At 60.3% G+C, this 16295-nt stretch carries 17 protein-coding genes and 1 pseudogene; 16 read left to right on the top strand and 2 right to left on the bottom strand.

The features are described from left to right. Window positions 1–28 precede the first annotated feature (28 nt). Window positions 29–1173: pseudogene (locus ACORQT_RS18850) on the top strand (3-phenylpropionate MFS transporter). Here ACORQT_RS18850 and csiE read toward each other — a convergent pair. Next, window positions 1174–2439 carry a stationary phase inducible protein CsiE gene (csiE, locus tag ACORQT_RS18845; RefSeq protein WP_164057283.1) on the bottom strand — a complete coding sequence of 422 codons (1266 nt, stop codon included), beginning with the start codon at window positions 2437–2439 and terminating at the stop codon, window positions 1174–1176. It abuts the pseudogene before it with no gap. A 180-nt stretch (window positions 2440–2619) separates the two neighbouring features. Between csiE and ACORQT_RS18840 the strand changes: the two genes are divergently transcribed. Beyond that, window positions 2620–3255, top strand: coding sequence for a DUF1007 family protein (locus tag ACORQT_RS18840; RefSeq protein WP_033651572.1), 636 nt, complete (start codon window positions 2620–2622; stop codon window positions 3253–3255). Further along, window positions 3246–4268: a nickel/cobalt transporter gene (locus ACORQT_RS18835; protein WP_164057282.1), complete on the top strand. Its 1023-nt coding sequence runs from the start codon at window positions 3246–3248 to the stop codon at window positions 4266–4268. Before ACORQT_RS18840 ends, ACORQT_RS18835 begins: the two co-directional genes overlap by 10 nt. Before the next feature lie 55 nt (window positions 4269–4323). Here the strand turns inward: ACORQT_RS18835 and suhB are convergent, their stop codons facing one another. Continuing rightward, a complete protein-coding gene (gene suhB, locus ACORQT_RS18830; protein ID WP_033644096.1) occupies window positions 4324–5127 on the bottom strand; it encodes an inositol-1-monophosphatase in 804 nt (267 codons plus the stop codon). Between the two features lie 119 nt (window positions 5128–5246). On the opposite strand from suhB, the gene trmJ reads away from it, so the two are divergent. From trmJ to ACORQT_RS18765, 13 genes are all read left to right on the top strand, one after another. Beyond that, window positions 5247–5981 (top strand): tRNA (cytosine(32)/uridine(32)-2'-O)-methyltransferase TrmJ, encoded by a 735-nt coding sequence (gene trmJ / locus ACORQT_RS18825; RefSeq protein WP_025303916.1) that lies wholly within the window; start codon window positions 5247–5249, stop codon window positions 5979–5981. 193 nt (window positions 5982–6174) lie between these two features. Further along, entirely contained in the window at window positions 6175–6669 is a 495-nt protein-coding gene (gene iscR, locus ACORQT_RS18820) for a Fe-S cluster assembly transcriptional regulator IscR (protein WP_004941404.1), read from the top strand. Window positions 6670–6723: 54 nt separating this feature from the next. Then, a complete protein-coding gene (gene iscS, locus ACORQT_RS18815; protein WP_015378780.1) occupies window positions 6724–7938 on the top strand; it encodes a cysteine desulfurase in 1215 nt (404 codons plus the stop codon). Between the two features lie 24 nt (window positions 7939–7962). Next, window positions 7963–8349, top strand: a complete 387-nt coding sequence (iscU, locus tag ACORQT_RS18810) for a Fe-S cluster assembly scaffold IscU (protein ID WP_004941408.1) — start codon at window positions 7963–7965, stop codon at window positions 8347–8349. Window positions 8350–8403: 54 nt separating this feature from the next. Next, window positions 8404–8727 carry an iron-sulfur cluster assembly protein IscA gene (iscA, locus tag ACORQT_RS18805; RefSeq protein ID WP_004941410.1) on the top strand — a complete coding sequence of 108 codons (324 nt, stop codon included), beginning with the start codon at window positions 8404–8406 and terminating at the stop codon, window positions 8725–8727. Window positions 8728–8789: 62 nt separating this feature from the next. Further along, window positions 8790–9311 carry a co-chaperone HscB gene (gene hscB, locus ACORQT_RS18800; RefSeq protein ID WP_033644094.1) on the top strand — a complete coding sequence of 174 codons (522 nt, stop codon included), beginning with the start codon at window positions 8790–8792 and terminating at the stop codon, window positions 9309–9311. 32 nt (window positions 9312–9343) lie between these two features. Next, window positions 9344–11194 carry a Fe-S protein assembly chaperone HscA gene (gene hscA, locus ACORQT_RS18795; RefSeq protein WP_072627128.1) on the top strand — a complete coding sequence of 617 codons (1851 nt, stop codon included), beginning with the start codon at window positions 9344–9346 and terminating at the stop codon, window positions 11192–11194. A gap of 2 nt (window positions 11195–11196) precedes the next feature. Beyond that, window positions 11197–11532 carry an ISC system 2Fe-2S type ferredoxin gene (gene fdx, locus ACORQT_RS18790; protein WP_004941417.1) on the top strand — a complete coding sequence of 112 codons (336 nt, stop codon included), beginning with the start codon at window positions 11197–11199 and terminating at the stop codon, window positions 11530–11532. A 32-nt stretch (window positions 11533–11564) separates the two neighbouring features. Beyond that, on the top strand, window positions 11565–11765 hold the full coding sequence (gene iscX / locus ACORQT_RS18785) for a Fe-S cluster assembly protein IscX (protein WP_006327336.1): 201 nt from the start codon (window positions 11565–11567) through the stop codon (window positions 11763–11765). Between the two features lie 223 nt (window positions 11766–11988). After that, on the top strand, window positions 11989–13284 hold the full coding sequence (gene pepB, locus ACORQT_RS18780; RefSeq protein WP_044030667.1) for an aminopeptidase PepB: 1296 nt from the start codon (window positions 11989–11991) through the stop codon (window positions 13282–13284). 89 nt (window positions 13285–13373) lie between these two features. Continuing rightward, complete coding sequence (gene sseB / locus ACORQT_RS18775; RefSeq protein ID WP_164057281.1) at window positions 13374–14204, top strand: enhanced serine sensitivity protein SseB; 831 nt, start codon at window positions 13374–13376, stop codon at window positions 14202–14204. A gap of 161 nt (window positions 14205–14365) precedes the next feature. Next, a complete protein-coding gene (ndk, locus tag ACORQT_RS18770) occupies window positions 14366–14791 on the top strand; it encodes a nucleoside-diphosphate kinase (protein ID WP_004941424.1) in 426 nt (141 codons plus the stop codon). A gap of 237 nt (window positions 14792–15028) precedes the next feature. Further along, a complete protein-coding gene (locus ACORQT_RS18765) occupies window positions 15029–16225 on the top strand; it encodes a bifunctional tRNA (adenosine(37)-C2)-methyltransferase TrmG/ribosomal RNA large subunit methyltransferase RlmN (RefSeq protein WP_004941426.1) in 1197 nt (398 codons plus the stop codon). Window positions 16226–16295 lie beyond the last annotated feature (70 nt).

The following is a 16295-nucleotide window of genomic DNA, read 5'->3' as shown; positions in this document are numbered from 1 at the left end:
AAAGTATTGCCCTCACTCCGGAGGGATCATGGTTCTGCAATCCACGCGTTGGCTCGCGCTCAGTTATTTCACCTACTTTTTTCCTACGGCATTTTCTTACCGTTTTGGGGCGTGTGGCTGAAAGGCGAGGGCATCGCGCCCGAAACCATCGGCATATTGCTCGGCGCCGGTTTGGTGGCCCGCTTCCTCGGCAGTTTACTGATTGCTCCTCGCGTTAAAGATCCCTCTCATCTGGTTTCCGCGCTGCGCCTGCTGGCGCTGCTGACCCTGGCTTTCGCGGTTGGCTTCTGCTTCGGCAACGGCTGGGGCTGGCTGATGCTGGTGATAGCGGGGTTCAACCTGTTCTTCTCGCCGCTGGTGCCGCTGACCGACGCGCTGGCCGCCACCTGGCAAAAGCAGATCCGCATGGACTATGGCCGGGTGCGGCTGTGGGGCTCGCTGGCGTTCGTCATCGGCTCGGCGCTGACCGGGCAACTGGTGGCGGTGTGGGGCCATAACGCCATTCTCTACAGCCTGATCCTCAGCGTGCTGGCGATGCTGCTGGGCATGCTGCTGAAGCCGAGCGTGATGCCGCAGGGCGAAGCGCGCACGCACGGCGGGGCCGAGCGTTCGCTGTGGGCGCTGTTGAAAGAAGGGCCGGTGTGGCGCTTCCTGCTGTGCGTCACGCTGCTGCAGGGCGCGCACGCCGGCTACTACAGCTTCGGCTCCATTTACTGGCAGGAGGCGGGCTATTCGGCCTCGACCATCGGTTATCTGTGGTCGCTGGGCGTGGTGGCGGAAGTGATTATTTTCGCCAGCAGCAACGTGCTGTTCCGCCGCTGGAATGCGCGCAACCTGCTGCTGCTTTCCGCCTGTTGCGGCGTGTTGCGCTGGAGCCTGATGGCCTACAGCACCGAGCTGGGTTGGCTGCTGCTGATCCAAATCCTGCACTGCGGCACCTTCACCGTGTGCCATCTGGCGGCGATGCGCTTTATCGCCGCGCGCCAGGGGCAAGAGGTGATCCAACTGCAGGCGGTGTATTCGGCGCTGGCGATGGGCGGCGGTATCGCCGTCATGACGGTCATTGCCGGGTTCCTGTTCGAACATTGGCAGGGCGGGGTGTTCTGGGTGATGGCGGCGGTCGCGGTGCCGGCCTTGTTCATCCGGCCGCCGGCGGTCAGCGTCAGCCGGTGATTAAGGGGCTTCCAGCAGCGCGCGGATGGCCTGGCGCTGGCGGTTTTCCAGCGGCAGTTCGGTATAGATCAGCGGCGGGTGCGGAGCGCTGTGCACCGCCGCGTAGGGGGTGATCACCAGCGTGACGCCCTGCGGTGCTCCGCCGCACAGATAGTCGCTCAGCGGCAGATACTTGATGTTCAGCGGCAGCAGCGTGAGCTCGCGGATCTGATATTCCACTTCCTCTTCCAACTGCGGGTTATCCAGCGTCAGCAGCAGCACCTGTTTTTCCTGCAGCGCGTTGTCCTGCATCAGCCAGGCGCCGAAGCTGATGGCCACCAGGCCCGCCTCCTCGTTGGAAAAATGCACGCCGTACTCCTGCTCCAGCGGTTTCAACGCTTCCTGCGTGGTGCGCATCAGCCGCGGGTATTTGCGCACCACTTCTTCCAGCAGCATATTGTCGATGCCGATGGCGAAACGGCAGCGCTCCAGCGCCGGCGCCAGATGGGCGAACAGCTGGCTGACCAGCTCCGCCTTGCTGCTGAAAGCCATGCCGGACAGCTGCTGGAACCGCTCGACCATGCTGTCGATCGCCGTCATCAACCGCTGCTCATGCGCCGAGTCGTTGCTGTGGTAGCTGTGGCTTTTCAACAGGGTGAAGGTCAGCGCCAGGAAATCGCGCTCGTCCGCGTGCGGCGGCTGGTTAAACAGCCGGTTGCAGGTCTGATGCAGCCAGACGGCGGCTTGCTGCTCCGGTTTTTGCCGCAGCCAGTCGCGCTGAACGGCGTCGAAACGCGGGTGTTGCTGCAGGCGGTTTTGCCAGGCGCAGTAGAGCAGATAATGCTGCAGGAATTGGCGGTCGCGCGCGTCAAAGTGACGATTGAGCAGCGGCTCGCAGGCGTCGAGCGCCTGGGCCAACAGCGATGTCAACTCGGCATCGGCCGCCAGCGCTTGCCGCAGGCGCGGGGCGAAATCGTCTTCGACGAACCGCGGGCTGCAGCGCAGGGTGCGCCTTAGCCAATGGAGCAGGCACAGGCGTTGGTTGAGCGCGCTGCCCCTCAATCGGTAGCCATGGTCGGGATCGACGGTGATCTCCAGATGGTGGAAACGCTGGATTTCACTGGCCACCTCGGCTATATCTTGCCGGGTTATCGGGGGGGCGACGCCATTGATTCGGCTGAGGGTCTCCAGCTGTAACTCGGGCTCCGGCGTGTACAGCATCAGCAGCAGATGGCAGCGCCGTTGTTGTCCGGAGAGCTCAGGCACGGGAGAGGTGTCCAGGCTCATATCACCTTCCGGCATAAAAGGTTGCGATTATGCCTAAGCATAGCAAAAGGCTTTGTGCCGGCAGGGTTAACGCGCGGCTTTTACTTCGGCTTACAACTTTCGTCACAAATATCGCCGGCAGAGGCGGGCCGTTCGACATTTATTTGTGTTACGTTATAACAAATATAGTAAAGCAGGATAATGATGAAGTTACGTCGACTTTTGGCTGCCTTTGGCGCCGTGTTCAGCGCCGGTGCGATCGCGCATCCGCACAGCTTTATCGATATGAACACCACCTTCGTCGCCAAGGATCAGCGGTTGGTCGGCCTGAAAATGGTGTGGGTGATGGATGAAATCACCTCGGCGGATCTGCTCTACGATGCGAAAAACGCCAAGAGCGATTCGGAAGTGTGGAAAAAGCTGGCGGCGGAAGTGATGGCCAACGTGCTGGGGCAGCACTATTTCACCGACCTTTACCGCGACGGCAAGCCGGTGAAATACCTGAACTTGCCCAGCGAATATCACCTGTCGCGCCAGGGCAACCAGGCGGTACTGGAGTTCGTGCTGCCGTTGGCCGAGCCGCAGCCGCTGGCGGGCAAGCCGTTCGAGCTTTCTACTTACGATCCGACTTATTTCGTGGATATGACCTATAAAGACCAAAATGCGCTGCATTTGCCGCCGGAGATGGCGCAACTGTGCAGCTACAAGCTGATGACGCCGAAGCCGAATGCGTCGCTGCAGGCCTATGCGCTGTCGCTCGACAAGAACGACTCGCCCGGCGAAGACCTGGCGCTGGGGCAGCAGTTCGCCCAGCGGGTGACGCTGCAATGTCGCTGAATCTCTCGCAACCGACGATAAACCGGCGCCACTGGGCTTTCGGCCTGTGGCCGCTGCTGCCGTTCACGCTGGCGCTGGCGGCCGCCGCGCTGCTGGCGTGGCACTATTGGCCGCAGCTGCTGATGCAGAGCGTGGTATGGCAAAAAGCGCTGCACCAGCAGATGGCGGGGTTGTTGCAGCAGGTGAAGGCCGCGCCGCAGCAGGCAGGGTTGGCGCTGACGCTGTTCAGCCTCGGCTATGGCGTTTTGCATGCGCTCGGCCCCGGCCACGGCAAAGTGGTGATCGCCACCTATCTGGCCACTCACCCGGCGCGGCTGAAAAGCAGCCTGAAGCTGACCTTCGCCGCTTCGCTGGTGCAGGGCGGGGTGGCGATCGCGCTGGTTACGCTGATGCTGGTGGTATTGCAGCTCTCTTCGCGCCAACTGCACCAAAGCAGCTTCTGGCTGGAGAAGGGCAGCTTTATTTTGGTGATGTTGCTCGGCGTGTTGCTGAGTTGGCGCGCGCTGAAACGTCTGTTTGCGGCGATCAAGGCGATGCGCCCGGCGCCGGCGCTGCGCATCAACAGCCTGACGCCGCTGACGGCGGAGCATGTGCACAGCGCCGATTGCGGCTGCGGCCACCGGCATCTGCCGAGCGACAGCGAGCTGCAGGCGGGAAGCGATTGGCGCACCCAGACCGCCATCGTGCTGGCGATGGGCATGCGTCCCTGTTCGGGGGCGATTTTGGTGCTGCTGTTCTCTAAGGTGATCGGCGTGTTCGGCTGGGGAGTGATCTCCGCGCTGGCGATGGCGTTCGGCACGTCGTTGACCATCTCCATGCTGGCGCTGCTGGTGCATTACAGCCGACGGCTGGCGGTGCGCCTTAGCCGCTCGCGTGCGCCCGCCGCCTGGAGCGCGGTGGCCTGGGGATCGTTGGCGCTGGCCGGGGGCCTGATCCTGTTGGCCGCCGGGCTGTTGCTGTACGTCAGCGCGCAGCCGGAATTCGGCGGCGGCATCCGCCCCTTCTCCCGCTAACGGGCATAAAAAAAGCGCAGCATCGGCAGCGCTTTTTTCGATTCGCTTCTGGCGATTAACGCTTCAGCGCTTCGCTCAGTTCTTCGCGCATGGTGGCCAGCATGGCTTTCACGACGCGCGGGTTGCCTGCTACCACGTTGCCGGAGCTGAAGTGGTTGTGGCCGCCGACGAAGTCGGTGACCAGGCCGCCGGATTCACGCACCAGCAGTTCGCCCGCGGCGAAGTCCCACGGCTTCAGGCCGATTTCGAAGAAACCGTCTACGCGGCCGGCGGCCACATAGGCCAGATCCAGCGCAGCGGAACCGGTGCGGCGGAAGTCCGCGCACTGGGTGAACAGCTTGCCGACGATGTTGATGTAAGGCGTTGCGTGCTGTTTGACTTTGAACGGGAAGCCGGTCGCCAGGATGGTGCCATCCAGATCTTTGGCGTTGGTGCCGCGCAGACGGTAACCGTTCAACTGGGCGCCCTGACCGCGCGTGGCGGTGAACAGTTCGTTGCGCATCGGATCGTAAACCACGGCCACTTCAGTGCGGCCTTTGATGCGTACGGCGATGGAAACGGAGAAATGAGGGAAACGTTTGATGAAGTTTGCAGTGCCATCCAGTGGATCGATCACCCATTGCACATCGCGATCTTCGCCGATCAGCTCACCGCGTTCTTCGCTCACGATACTGTGTTGCGGATAAGACTTGCGGATGACGTCGATGATCAGATGCTCTGCATCGCGATCGACGTTGGTGACGAAGTCATTGGTCCCTTTCTGGCTCGCTTCTACAGCGTCCGGGGTTTCGTAGTTTTTGGCAATCAGGTTACCGGCCTTGCGCGCAGCGCGCACGGCGATAGTCAGCATCGGATGCATGGGTATCTTCCAACTAGGATGTTAAAGAACAGGAAACGGCGCGAAGTATAGCAGCTGTTCGGCAAATTGCCTACGGCTGTGTTAAGATGCTGCGATTTTCCGCCACGCTCAGAGTTTGTATGCTGCACAATATCCGCATTGTTCTGGTAGAGACTTCACATACCGGCAACATGGGCTCGACCGCCAGAGCCATGAAAACCATGGGGTTAACCAACCTTTATCTGGTTAATCCGCTGATCAAACCCGATTCTCAGGCCATCGCCCTGGCCGCCGGCGCCAGCGACGTGATCGGCAACGCCACCATCGTCGATACCCTCGATGACGCCATCGCCGGCTGTAGCCTGGTGGTGGGCACCAGCGCACGCTCTCGCACCTTGCCATGGCCGATGCTGGAGCCGCGCGAATGCGGCGTGCGCGCGGTGCACGAGGGCGAGCACGCGCCGGTGGCGCTGGTGTTCGGCCGTGAACGCGTCGGGCTGACCAACGATGAATTGCAGAAGTGCCACTACCACGTCGCCATTCCGGCCAACCCGGACTACAGCTCGCTGAACCTGGCGATGGCGGTGCAGATCCTGGCGTACGAAGTGCGCGTGGCTTACCTCGATCGCCAACAGGCGGGCGCGCCGCAGCTGGAAGAGACGCCGTATCCGCTGGTGGACGACCTTGAGCGTTTCTATCAGCACCTTGAGCAGACGCTGCAGCGTACCGGCTTCATTCGCCCGTCCCATCCGGGCCAGGTGATGAGCCGCCTGCGCCGGCTGTTCACCCGCGCACGCCCGGAAGGGCAGGAGCTGAATATCCTGCGCGGCATGCTGACCTCGATCGAGAAACAGGATAAACATCAAGGTAATTAATTGATGTGGCATAACGGTGGGCGACAATAGTATTAGTTATCCAAAGGTTATAACATGTATTTTATATACCTTTGTTCTTGCTAAGTTCAAAACGTGCTAATACTTGAGTTAATTACTAGGTTAAATAGTTGACTGTTTTACTCAGGAATGTCAGACTTTCGGCCATATTTGACCAACAGGTAACCATTGAGCTATGAGACTGACATCCAAAGGCCGTTATGCCGTAACCGCTATGCTCGACGTAGCGCTGCATTCCCAGGAAGGGCCGGTGCCACTGGCGGACATTTCCGAACGCCAGGGTATTTCGCTCTCTTATCTGGAACAATTATTCTCCCGTCTGCGCAAGAATGGCCTGGTGGCCAGCGTGCGCGGTCCGGGCGGTGGTTATCTGCTGGGTAAAGACGCGGGTGAGATCGCCGTTGGCGCTGTCATCACTGCCGTCGATGAATCGGTAGATGCAACCCGTTGCCAGGGCAAAGAAGGCTGTCAGGGCGGCGATCGCTGCTTGACCCACGCCCTGTGGCGCGATCTGAGCGAGCGCATCAGCGGGTTCCTGAACAACATTACGCTGGCTGAACTGGTCAACAACCAGGAAGTGCTGGTGGTGGCGGATCGTCAAAACAACGATACGCGCCGCACGGCCAACGGTCGTCCGCAAGAAACTATCAACGTTAATCTGCGCGCATAAGCAGCTGGCGAAATTATTTTAGTTTTTGGAAGTGATGTACGGAGCACAAGAGCAATGAAATTACCGATTTATCTGGATTACTCAGCAACGACGCCGGTTGACCCGCGCGTTGCTGAGAAGATGATGCAGTTTTTGACCCTGGACGGCACTTTCGGCAACCCGGCTTCCCGTTCCCACCGTTTCGGTTGGCAGGCGGAAGAGGCGGTAGACATCGCCCGTAACCAAATCGCCGAACTGGTGGGCGCCGATCCGCGCGAAATCGTCTTCACCTCCGGGGCGACCGAATCCGATAACCTGGCGATCAAAGGCGCTGCCAATTTCTACCAGAAAAAAGGCAAGCACATCATCACCAGCAAAACCGAACACAAAGCCGTGCTCGACACCTGCCGTCAGCTGGAGCGCGAAGGGTTTGAAGTGACCTACCTGGCGCCGCAGAGCAACGGCATCATCAGCCTGCAGGATCTCGAAGCGGCGATGCGCGATGACACCATCCTGGTCTCCATCATGCACGTCAACAACGAAATCGGCGTGGTGCAGGATATCGAAGCGATCGGCGAAATGTGCCGTGCGCGCGGTATCATCTACCACGTTGACGCCACCCAGAGCGTGGGCAAACTGCCTATCGATCTGAGCAAGCTGAAAGTCGACCTGATGTCGTTCTCCGGCCACAAAATTTATGGCCCGAAAGGCATCGGCGCGCTGTACGTGCGTCGCAAGCCGCGCATCCGCATTGAAGCGCAGGTACACGGCGGCGGTCACGAGCGCGGCATGCGTTCCGGCACCCTGCCTGTCCACCAGATCGTCGGCATGGGCGAAGCTTATCGCATCGCCAAAGAAGAGATGACCGAAGAGATGGCGCGTCTGCGCACCCTGCGCGATCGTCTGTGGAACGGCGTGAAAGATATGGAAGAAGTGTATCTGAACGGCGATCTGGAGCACGGCGCACCGAACATCCTGAACGTCAGCTTCAACTATGTTGAAGGCGAGTCGTTGATCATGGCGCTGAAAGACCTGGCCGTTTCTTCCGGTTCAGCCTGTACCTCCGCCAGCCTCGAGCCGTCCTATGTGCTGCGCGCGCTGGGCATGAGCGATGAATTGGCGCACAGCTCGATCCGTTTCTCCCTGGGGCGTTTCACCACGGAAGAAGAGATCGACTACACCATTCAACTGGTGCGTAAATCCATCGGCCGTCTGCGCGATCTGTCCCCGCTGTGGGAGATGTTCAAGCAGGGCGTGGACATCAACAGCATCGAATGGGCGCATCATTAATTCTCAGGTTTCAGGAGCAAGGTCATGGCTTACAGCGAAAAAGTAATCGATCATTATGAAAACCCGCGCAACGTGGGTTCTTTCGACAACGAAGATCCTACCGTCGGCAGCGGCATGGTAGGGGCGCCGGCTTGCGGCGACGTGATGAAGCTGCAAATCAAGGTTAACGATGAAGGCATCATCGAAGACGCGCGCTTTAAAACTTACGGCTGCGGTTCCGCCATCGCCTCCAGCTCGCTGGTGACCGAATGGATGAAAGGCAAGTCGCTCGATCAGGCTGAAGCGATCAAAAACACCCAGATCGCCGAAGAGCTGGAATTGCCGCCGGTCAAAATTCACTGCTCGATCCTGGCTGAAGACGCCATCAAAGCAGCGATTGCCGACTATAAGAGCAAGCATAGCGCCAAGTAATTTGTCTGAGTCGGCCCGGCCGCGCCGGGCTTTGATGTGAAGTGTGAGGTTGTGATGTCTATTACCATGAGCGACAGCGCTGCGCAGCGTGTTCAGGCGTTTTTGACGAACCGCGGCAAAGGTCTCGGCCTGCGTCTGGGAGTGCGAACTTCCGGCTGCTCCGGGATGGCGTACGTGCTGGAATTTGTTGACGAAGCCAACGATGACGACATCGTGTTTGAAGACAAAGGCATCAAGGTGATCATCGACGGCAAGAGCCTGGTCTACCTTGACGGCACCGAGCTTGATTTCGTTAAGGAAGGCCTGAACGAAGGCTTCAAGTTCAACAACCCGAACGTCTCAAGCGAGTGCGGCTGCGGCGAGAGTTTCAACGTCTGACAGTCCATCGTGCTCCCCCGTTTCGGCGGGGGAACTTCATCCGCTAACGCCCAGAGCACGCTATGGATTACTTTACTTTATTCGGGCTGCCAGTTCGCTACACCGTGGACGGCAGCCTGCTTGCGTCCCGCTTCCAGGATCTGCAGCGCCAATTCCACCCCGATCGTTTCGCCAACCAGCCGGAGCGCGAACGCCTGATGGCGTTGCAGCAGGCGGCGACCATCAACGAAGCCTACCAGGCGCTGAAGCACCCGTTAAAACGCGCGGAGTATATGCTATCGTTGCACGGCTTCGATCTGGGCAACGAACAGCATACGATGCGCGACACCGCGTTCCTGATGGAACAGCTGGAACTGCGCGAAGAGCTCGACGCCATTGAGCGCAAGCCGGAGGCGGAAAGCCTGCTGGCCGATTTCGGCGCGCGGCTGGCCGCCTCGGTCAAACAGCGCAGCGCGCTGATGCTGCAGCAGTTGGACAGTGAGCAGTGGGCGGACGCCGCCGACACCGTGCGCAAGCTGCGCTTCTTGGACAAACTCCAGCAACAGGTTGAACAACTCGAAGAAAAACTGCTGGGTTTTGAGTAACACCTTCTGATTCTGATTGTGGAAGCTTCAACATGGCCTTATTACAAATTAGTGAGCCTGGCCTCAGCGCCGCGCCGCACCAGCGACGTCTGGCCGCCGGCATCGACTTGGGCACCACCAACTCGCTGGTCGCCACGGTGCGCAGCGGGCAAGCGGAAACGCTGGCCGACGAACAGGGTCGCCATTTGCTCCCTTCGGTAGTGCATTATCAGGCGGACGCGCAGCGCGTCGGCTGGGAGGCGCGCCAACAGGCGGCGCAGGATCCGGCCAATACCGTCAGCTCCATCAAACGCATGATGGGCCGCTCGTTGGCGGACGTGCAGCAACGTTACCCGAACCTGCCGTATCAATTTCAGGCCAGCGACAACGGCCTGCCGCTGATCGTCACCGCCGCCGGCGCGGTTAACCCGGTCGGCGTCTCCGCCGATATCCTGCGAGCCCTGTCCGCGCGCGCGCAAGCGGCGCTGGAAGGCGAGCTGGATGGCGTGGTGATCACCGTTCCCGCTTACTTCGACGACGCGCAGCGCCAGGGCACCAAAGACGCGGCGCGTCTGGCCGGCCTGCATGTTCTGCGTCTGTTGAACGAACCCACTGCGGCCGCGATCGCCTATGGGCTGGATTCCGGCCAGGAAGGGGTGATCGCGGTTTACGATCTGGGCGGCGGCACCTTTGATATCTCCATTCTGCGCCTCAGCCGCGGCGTGTTCGAAGTGCTGGCCACCGGCGGCGATTCCGCGCTGGGCGGCGACGACTTCGATCACCTGTTGGCCGACTGGCTGCGCGAGCAGGCCGGCGTGGCCGATCGCAGCGACCACGGCGTGCAGCGCCAACTGCTGGATGCCGCCATCGCCGCCAAAATCGCGTTGAGCGATGCCGACAGCGTGCGCGTCGAGGTGGCCGGCTGGCAGGGTGAAGTGACCCGCGCCCAGTTTGAAGCGCTGATCGCTCCGTTGGTGAAACGCACGCTGATGGCCTGCCGCCGCGCGCTGAAAGACGCCGGCGTCGCCGCCGACGAGGTGCTGGAAGCGGTGATGGTCGGCGGCTCCACCCGCGTGCCGCTGGTGCGTGAGCAAGTGGGCGCCTTCTTCGGCCGCACGCCGCTGACGTCGATCGATCCGGATAAAGTGGTCGCCATCGGCGCCGCGATCCAGGCCGACATTCTGGTGGGCAACAAGCCGGACAGCGACATGCTGCTGCTGGATGTGATCCCGCTGTCGCTGGGCCTCGAAACCATGGGCGGTCTGGTGGAGAAAGTGATCCCGCGCAACACCACCATTCCGGTGGCGCGCGCGCAGGAGTTCACCACCTTTAAAGACGGCCAGAGCGCGATGATGATCCACGTGCTGCAGGGCGAGCGCGAGCTGGTGCAGGATTGCCGTTCGCTGGCGCGCTTCACGCTGCGCGGCCTGCCGCCATTGCCTGCCGGGGGCGCGCATATTCGCGTCACCTTCCAGGTGGATGCCGACGGCCTGCTGAGCGTCACCGCGATGGAGAAATCCACCGGCGTGGAAGCCTCGATCCAGGTTAAGCCGTCGTACGGCCTGTCGGACAACGAAATCGCCGGCATGATCAAGGATTCGATGGCCAACGCGCAAAGCGACGTGGGCGCGCGCAAGCTGGCGGAGCAACGCGTGGAAGCCGCGCGGGTGCTGGAAAGCCTGCAGGGCGCGCTGGCTACCGACGCCGCGCTGCTGAGCGAGGCGGAAAGCCAGGCGATCGCCGCCGCGACCCAGGCGTTGCAGCAGGCGGCGCAGGGTGAAGACCCCGCCGCTATCGAAGACGCCATCAAAACATTAGATGCACAAACGCAAGATTTTGCCGCGCGCCGCATGGATGCTTCCATTCGCCGCGCGCTGGCTGGCCATTCTGTGGATGAGGTTTAACCATGCCTAAAATTGTTTTCCTGCCCCATCAAGACCTTTGCCCGGAAGGGGCGGTTCTGGAAGCCGAAAAAGGGGAGTCGATCCTCAACGTTGCGCTGCGCAACGGCATTGAAATCGAGCATGCCTGCGAGAAATCCTGCGCCTGCACCACCTGCCACTGCATCGTGCGTGAAGGCTTCGATTCGCTGGAAGAGAGCAGCGAGCTGGAAGACGACATGCTGGACAAAGCGTGGGGGCTGGAGCCGGAAAGCCGTCTGAGCTGTCAGGCGCTGGTCGCCGACGAAGATCTGGTGGTCGAAATGCCGCGCTACACCGTCAACCACGCGCGTGAGCATTAATTGTTAGCCGCAGCGTCAACCCGGAGATCATAATGGGACTGAAGTGGACCGACAGCCGTGAAATCGGCGAAGCCCTGTACGACCAATACCCGGACACCGATCCGAAAACCGTGCGTTTTACCGACATGCATCAGTGGATCTGCGATCTGGAAGAGTTCGATGACGATCCGCAGGCTTCCAACGAAAAAATACTGGAAGCGATCCTGCTGGTCTGGTTAGATGAAGCGGAGTAAATAGCGTAACGGGCTGCCATGGGCGGCCCGTTTATTTTGTATCCGACATACCCGTCGTCTTTCAAACCGCAGCGTTGTTACCTGCACGATCACACCCCAGTCACTTACCTGAGTAAGCTCCTGGGGATGAGATCGCTGGGCGCCTAGCTGCAATTTGAAATCCATAGGGTATGCAATAAAGCCCTAATGAAATAATAAAGGGAACATCCGGAGTAAGAAGGCTATGACAACAGAATTCATGCAGGTCACGCTGTCGCAACAACCTGCCGACGCCCGCTGGGGCGAGAAAGCGCTGCTGAGCACCAACGGCGAAGGGATGACCATCCACCTGACCGGCGCCGACAAGCTGGGCGCAATCCAGCGCGCGGGCCGCAAAATTGACGGCCAGGGCATCAAAAACGTCAAGCTGGCCGGCGACGGTTGGGATTTGGAAAACAGCTGGGCGTTCTGGCAAGGCTATCGCGGGCCGAAAGGGCAGCGCAACGTCGAATGGGCCGAGCTGCCGGAAGCCGCGCGTCAGGAGCTGGATAAGCGCCTGAAGATCGTCGACTGGGTGCGTGACACCATCAACATGCCGGCGGAAGAGCTGGGGCCGGAGCAACTGGCGACCCGCGCCGTCGATCTGATGTGCGACGTCGGCTGCGATGCCGTCAGCTACCGCATCACCAAGGGCGAAGATCTGCGCGAGCAGAACTATGCCGGCATCCACACCGTCGGCCGCGGCTCCGAACGTCCGCCGGTGCTGCTGGCATTGGACTTCAACCCGACCGGTAACCCGGATGCGCCGGTGTTCGCTTGCCTGGTCGGCAAGGGCATCACTTTCGACAGCGGCGGCTACAGCCTGAAGCAGAGCGCCTTCATGGATTCGATGAAATCCGACATGGGCGGCGCGGCCACCATCACCGGCGCCCTGGCGCTGGCGGCGGCGCGCGGTCTAAAGCAGCGCGTGAAGCTGTACCTGTGCTGCGCCGACAACATGGTCAGTGGCAACGCCTTCAAACTGGGCGACATCATTCGTTACCGCAACGGCAAAACCGTTGAGGTGATGAACACCGATGCGGAAGGGCGCCTGGTGCTGGCCGACGGCCTGATCGATGCCGCCGAGCAGAACCCGCAGCTGATTATCGACTGCGCCACCCTGACCGGCGCGGCGAAAACCGCGGTGGGCAACGACTATCACGCGCTGTTCAGCTTTGACGATGCGCTGGCGCAGGAGCTGCTGAGCAGCGCCGCCGCCGAGCAAGAGCCGTTCTGGCGTCTGCCGCTGGCCGAATTCCACCGCAGCCAGCTGCCGTCCAACTTCGCCGAGCTGAACAACGTGGCCGGCCCGGCTTATACCGCCGGCGCCAGCACTGCGGCGGCCTTCCTGTCGCACTTCGTCAAGAATTACCAACAGGGCTGGTTGCACATCGACTGCTCCGCCACCTATCGCAAAGGCGCGGTGGATCAGTGGTCGGCCGGCGCGACCGGTTTGGGCGTGCGCACCCTGGCCAATCTGTTGCTGAGCAAAGCCAAATAATTGAACGCCCGCCGCGTCGGGCGCTAGAATGCGCATTATCTTCGGGGCCCAGCATGCTGGGCCTCGCTATTTGATCCCTGGAGTTTGCCATGAGTTCCCATCATCACGATGCCGCCCCGAGCGAGAACGAGCTTGAACGCCTGCTGAAGCTGGCGGTGACGGAGCCGGCCCAACGTCCGGCGTTCTTCCGTGAACTGCTCGACGCCACGGTGCTGATCCTCGGCGACAGCGAGCAGGTGCAGCAGGACGGCGACATTACGCTGAACGCGGATACGCCGGTCAATATCCAGCATTGGGAAAAGCAGGACGGCGGCAGCATCATTCCGTTCTTCACCTCGCTGGAAGCGTTGCAGAAGGCCGTTGAGGACGAACAGCCGTTCATCGCCATGCCGGCTCGGGTGCTGTTTGAAATCACCCAGGGCGCGGATCTGTTCCTCAACCCGAAGGCGGAATACGGCAAAGAGTTCTACCCGGAAGAGGTGGCGATGCTGCTGGCGACCGGCGGCGTCGTCAAACCGGTTGAGCATTACGTCGACAAAGAGACCCAAATCCTGTTGGGGCAGCCCGAAGAGTACCCGTCGGCGATGGTGGATGCGCTGACCACGCTGTTTAGCCAGCGCAAACCGGTGCGCCGCGCGTTTCTGGCGCTGATGCACGACCAGGCGGCGGACGAGAAGCCGAATCTGCTGATCGGGCTGGAAGTGGATGCAGAACCGGCGGAGATCGAGGCGTTGATCAACGAGGCCGGCAGCGTCGCCAGCGAAACGGCGCCGAATGACGAACCGGTCGATTTCTGCCTGGTGTCGGAGAAAGAGCGCGGCATCAGCCACTACCTGATCGCCCATACGCAGCCGTTTTATCAGCGCCGCTGGGGCAGCTGGCTGCGCAATTTGATCCCGTCCACCGACAAGACCCAGTAACGCGGCGCGTGGTCGGAAATGCCGCAGGAAGATCATATTTTTTTAATGAAATGTTGATTTTCCCGTAGGCAAGCGTTAACGGCGCACATATAATCTGCGCCACTTGAGAAGGCCGGCAACATTGCAGACCGGCCTGTTTTGGAAGTCATACAGAGGCCATCATGACCGTAGAACGTACCTTTTCCATCGTTAAACCAAACGCTGTAGCCAACAACGACATCGGCGCTATCTACGCGCGTTTCGAGCGCGCCGGTTTCAAAATCATCGCCGCTAAAATGCTGCGTCTGACTCGCGAGCAAGCTGAAGGCTTCTACGCTGAGCACAAAGGCCGCCCATTCTTCGACGGTCTGGTAGAGTTCATGACCTCCGGCCCAATCATGGTGCAGGTTCTTGAATCTGAAAACGCCGTGCAGCGCAACCGCGACATCATGGGCGCAACCAACCCGGACAACGCACTGGCCGGTACCCTGCGCGCCGACTACGCGGACAGCTTCACCGCTAACGCCGTTCACGGTTCCGACTCCGTTGAATCCGCACAGCGTGAAATCGCTTACTTCTTCAACGAAAGCGAAATCTGCGCACGTTAATCGTGCCGTTTCTGAGCTGATAGCGAGGCATTCACCGGCTGAAACAATAAAAATGCCCTGAATGCCTTTCAGCCATAGAAACCCGCTACTAAAATTTGTACAATGCCGCGCCCCTGATAAGACGACTTGTCAGGGGCGTGTTTTTAGTGCCGCCACCCGAATCTCGCGGGCTGAAATGCACAACTTACTTTCCATTCTTTAGCGCCATAACGTGTAATAACGAGGCCAGAGATCATTATGTTAGAACCCATCACGTCCGAGCACACCGTGTCTGAAAATAATTCGCTGACTACCCCCTCCGTTAACGTGGAGCAACCGGCTGCGGCCAAAATCAACCTGCTGGATCTGAACCGCCAGCAAATGCGCGAGTTCTTCGCCGAAATGGGCGAAAAACCGTTCCGCGCCGATCAGGTGATGAAGTGGATTTATCACTACTGCTGCGACGATTTCGAGCAGATGACCGACATCAACAAAGTCCTGCGCGGCAAGCTGCAGCGCGTGGCGGAAATCCGCGCGCCGGAAGTGGCGGAAGAACAGCGCTCGGCCGACGGCACCATCAAGTGGGCGATCAAGGTCGGCGATCAGCAGGTTGAAACCGTGTACATCCCGGAAGCCGACCGCGCGACGCTGTGCGTCTCCTCGCAGGTGGGTTGCGCGCTGGAGTGCAAATTCTGTTCGACGGCGCAGCAGGGCTTCAACCGCAACCTGCGCGTGTCGGAAATCATCGGCCAGGTGTGGCGCGCGGCGAAGATCATCGGCGCGCTGAAGGTGACCGGCCAACGCCCGATCACCAACGTGGTGATGATGGGCATGGGCGAACCGCTGCTCAACCTGAATAACGTGGTGCCGGCGATGGAAATCATGCTGGACGACTTCGGCTTTGGCCTGTCCAAACGCCGCGTGACCCTGTCTACCTCCGGCGTGGTGCCGGCGCTGGACAAGCTGGGCGACATGATCGACGTGGCGCTGGCCATTTCGCTGCACGCGCCTAACGACACCATCCGCGATGAGATCGTGCCGATCAACCGCAAGTACAACATCGAGACCTTCCTGTCCGCGGTGCGTCGCTACCTGGAGAAATCCAACGCCAACCAGGGGCGCGTCACCGTCGAGTACGTGATGCTGGATCATATCAACGACAGCACCGACGATGCGCATCAGCTGGCGGAAGTGCTGAAAGACACGCCGTGCAAGATCAACCTGATCCCATGGAACCCGTTCCCGGGCGCCCCTTACGGCCGCAGCTCCAACAGCCGGGTGGATCGTTTCTCCAAGGTGTTGATGGAATACGGCTTTACGACTATTGTTCGTAAAACCCGTGGTGACGATATCGATGCCGCCTGCGGGCAACTGGCGGGTGAAGTGATCGACCGTACCAAGCGTACCCTGAAAAAGAAAATGGCCGGGGAACCTATCAACGTCCGGGCGGTCTGAATCCTATAGCACCTTTTTTTGTTATCTAACAGCCTGTTATGCGAGATGTTGACGCTAATGGGCGTTAGCT

Origin of the sequence: Serratia sp. (in: enterobacteria) (assembly GCF_052400455.1) — a bacterium.
In the GTDB taxonomy this organism is placed as follows: domain Bacteria; phylum Pseudomonadota; class Gammaproteobacteria; order Enterobacterales; family Enterobacteriaceae; genus Serratia; species Serratia ureilytica.
Note: the sequence above shows the minus strand (reverse complement) of the source record. Positions and strands in the feature narration are given on the sequence as shown.

Coding starts and splice junctions, on each gene's coding strand:
- csiE (WP_164057283.1), bottom strand. CDS start 2,439: ATGAGCCTGGACACCTCTCCCGTGCCTGAGCTCTCCGGACAACAACGG.
- ACORQT_RS18840 (WP_033651572.1), top strand. CDS start 2,620: ATGATGAAGTTACGTCGACTTTTGGCTGCCTTTGGCGCCGTGTTCAGC.
- ACORQT_RS18835 (WP_164057282.1), top strand. CDS start 3,246: ATGTCGCTGAATCTCTCGCAACCGACGATAAACCGGCGCCACTGGGCT.
- suhB (WP_033644096.1), bottom strand. CDS start 5,127: ATGCATCCGATGCTGACTATCGCCGTGCGCGCTGCGCGCAAGGCCGGT.
- trmJ (WP_025303916.1), top strand. CDS start 5,247: ATGCTGCACAATATCCGCATTGTTCTGGTAGAGACTTCACATACCGGC.
- iscR (WP_004941404.1), top strand. CDS start 6,175: ATGAGACTGACATCCAAAGGCCGTTATGCCGTAACCGCTATGCTCGAC.
- iscS (WP_015378780.1), top strand. CDS start 6,724: ATGAAATTACCGATTTATCTGGATTACTCAGCAACGACGCCGGTTGAC.
- iscU (WP_004941408.1), top strand. CDS start 7,963: ATGGCTTACAGCGAAAAAGTAATCGATCATTATGAAAACCCGCGCAAC.
- iscA (WP_004941410.1), top strand. CDS start 8,404: ATGTCTATTACCATGAGCGACAGCGCTGCGCAGCGTGTTCAGGCGTTT.
- hscB (WP_033644094.1), top strand. CDS start 8,790: ATGGATTACTTTACTTTATTCGGGCTGCCAGTTCGCTACACCGTGGAC.
- hscA (WP_072627128.1), top strand. CDS start 9,344: ATGGCCTTATTACAAATTAGTGAGCCTGGCCTCAGCGCCGCGCCGCAC.
- fdx (WP_004941417.1), top strand. CDS start 11,197: ATGCCTAAAATTGTTTTCCTGCCCCATCAAGACCTTTGCCCGGAAGGG.
- iscX (WP_006327336.1), top strand. CDS start 11,565: ATGGGACTGAAGTGGACCGACAGCCGTGAAATCGGCGAAGCCCTGTAC.
- pepB (WP_044030667.1), top strand. CDS start 11,989: ATGACAACAGAATTCATGCAGGTCACGCTGTCGCAACAACCTGCCGAC.
- sseB (WP_164057281.1), top strand. CDS start 13,374: ATGAGTTCCCATCATCACGATGCCGCCCCGAGCGAGAACGAGCTTGAA.
- ndk (WP_004941424.1), top strand. CDS start 14,366: ATGACCGTAGAACGTACCTTTTCCATCGTTAAACCAAACGCTGTAGCC.
- ACORQT_RS18765 (WP_004941426.1), top strand. CDS start 15,029: ATGTTAGAACCCATCACGTCCGAGCACACCGTGTCTGAAAATAATTCG.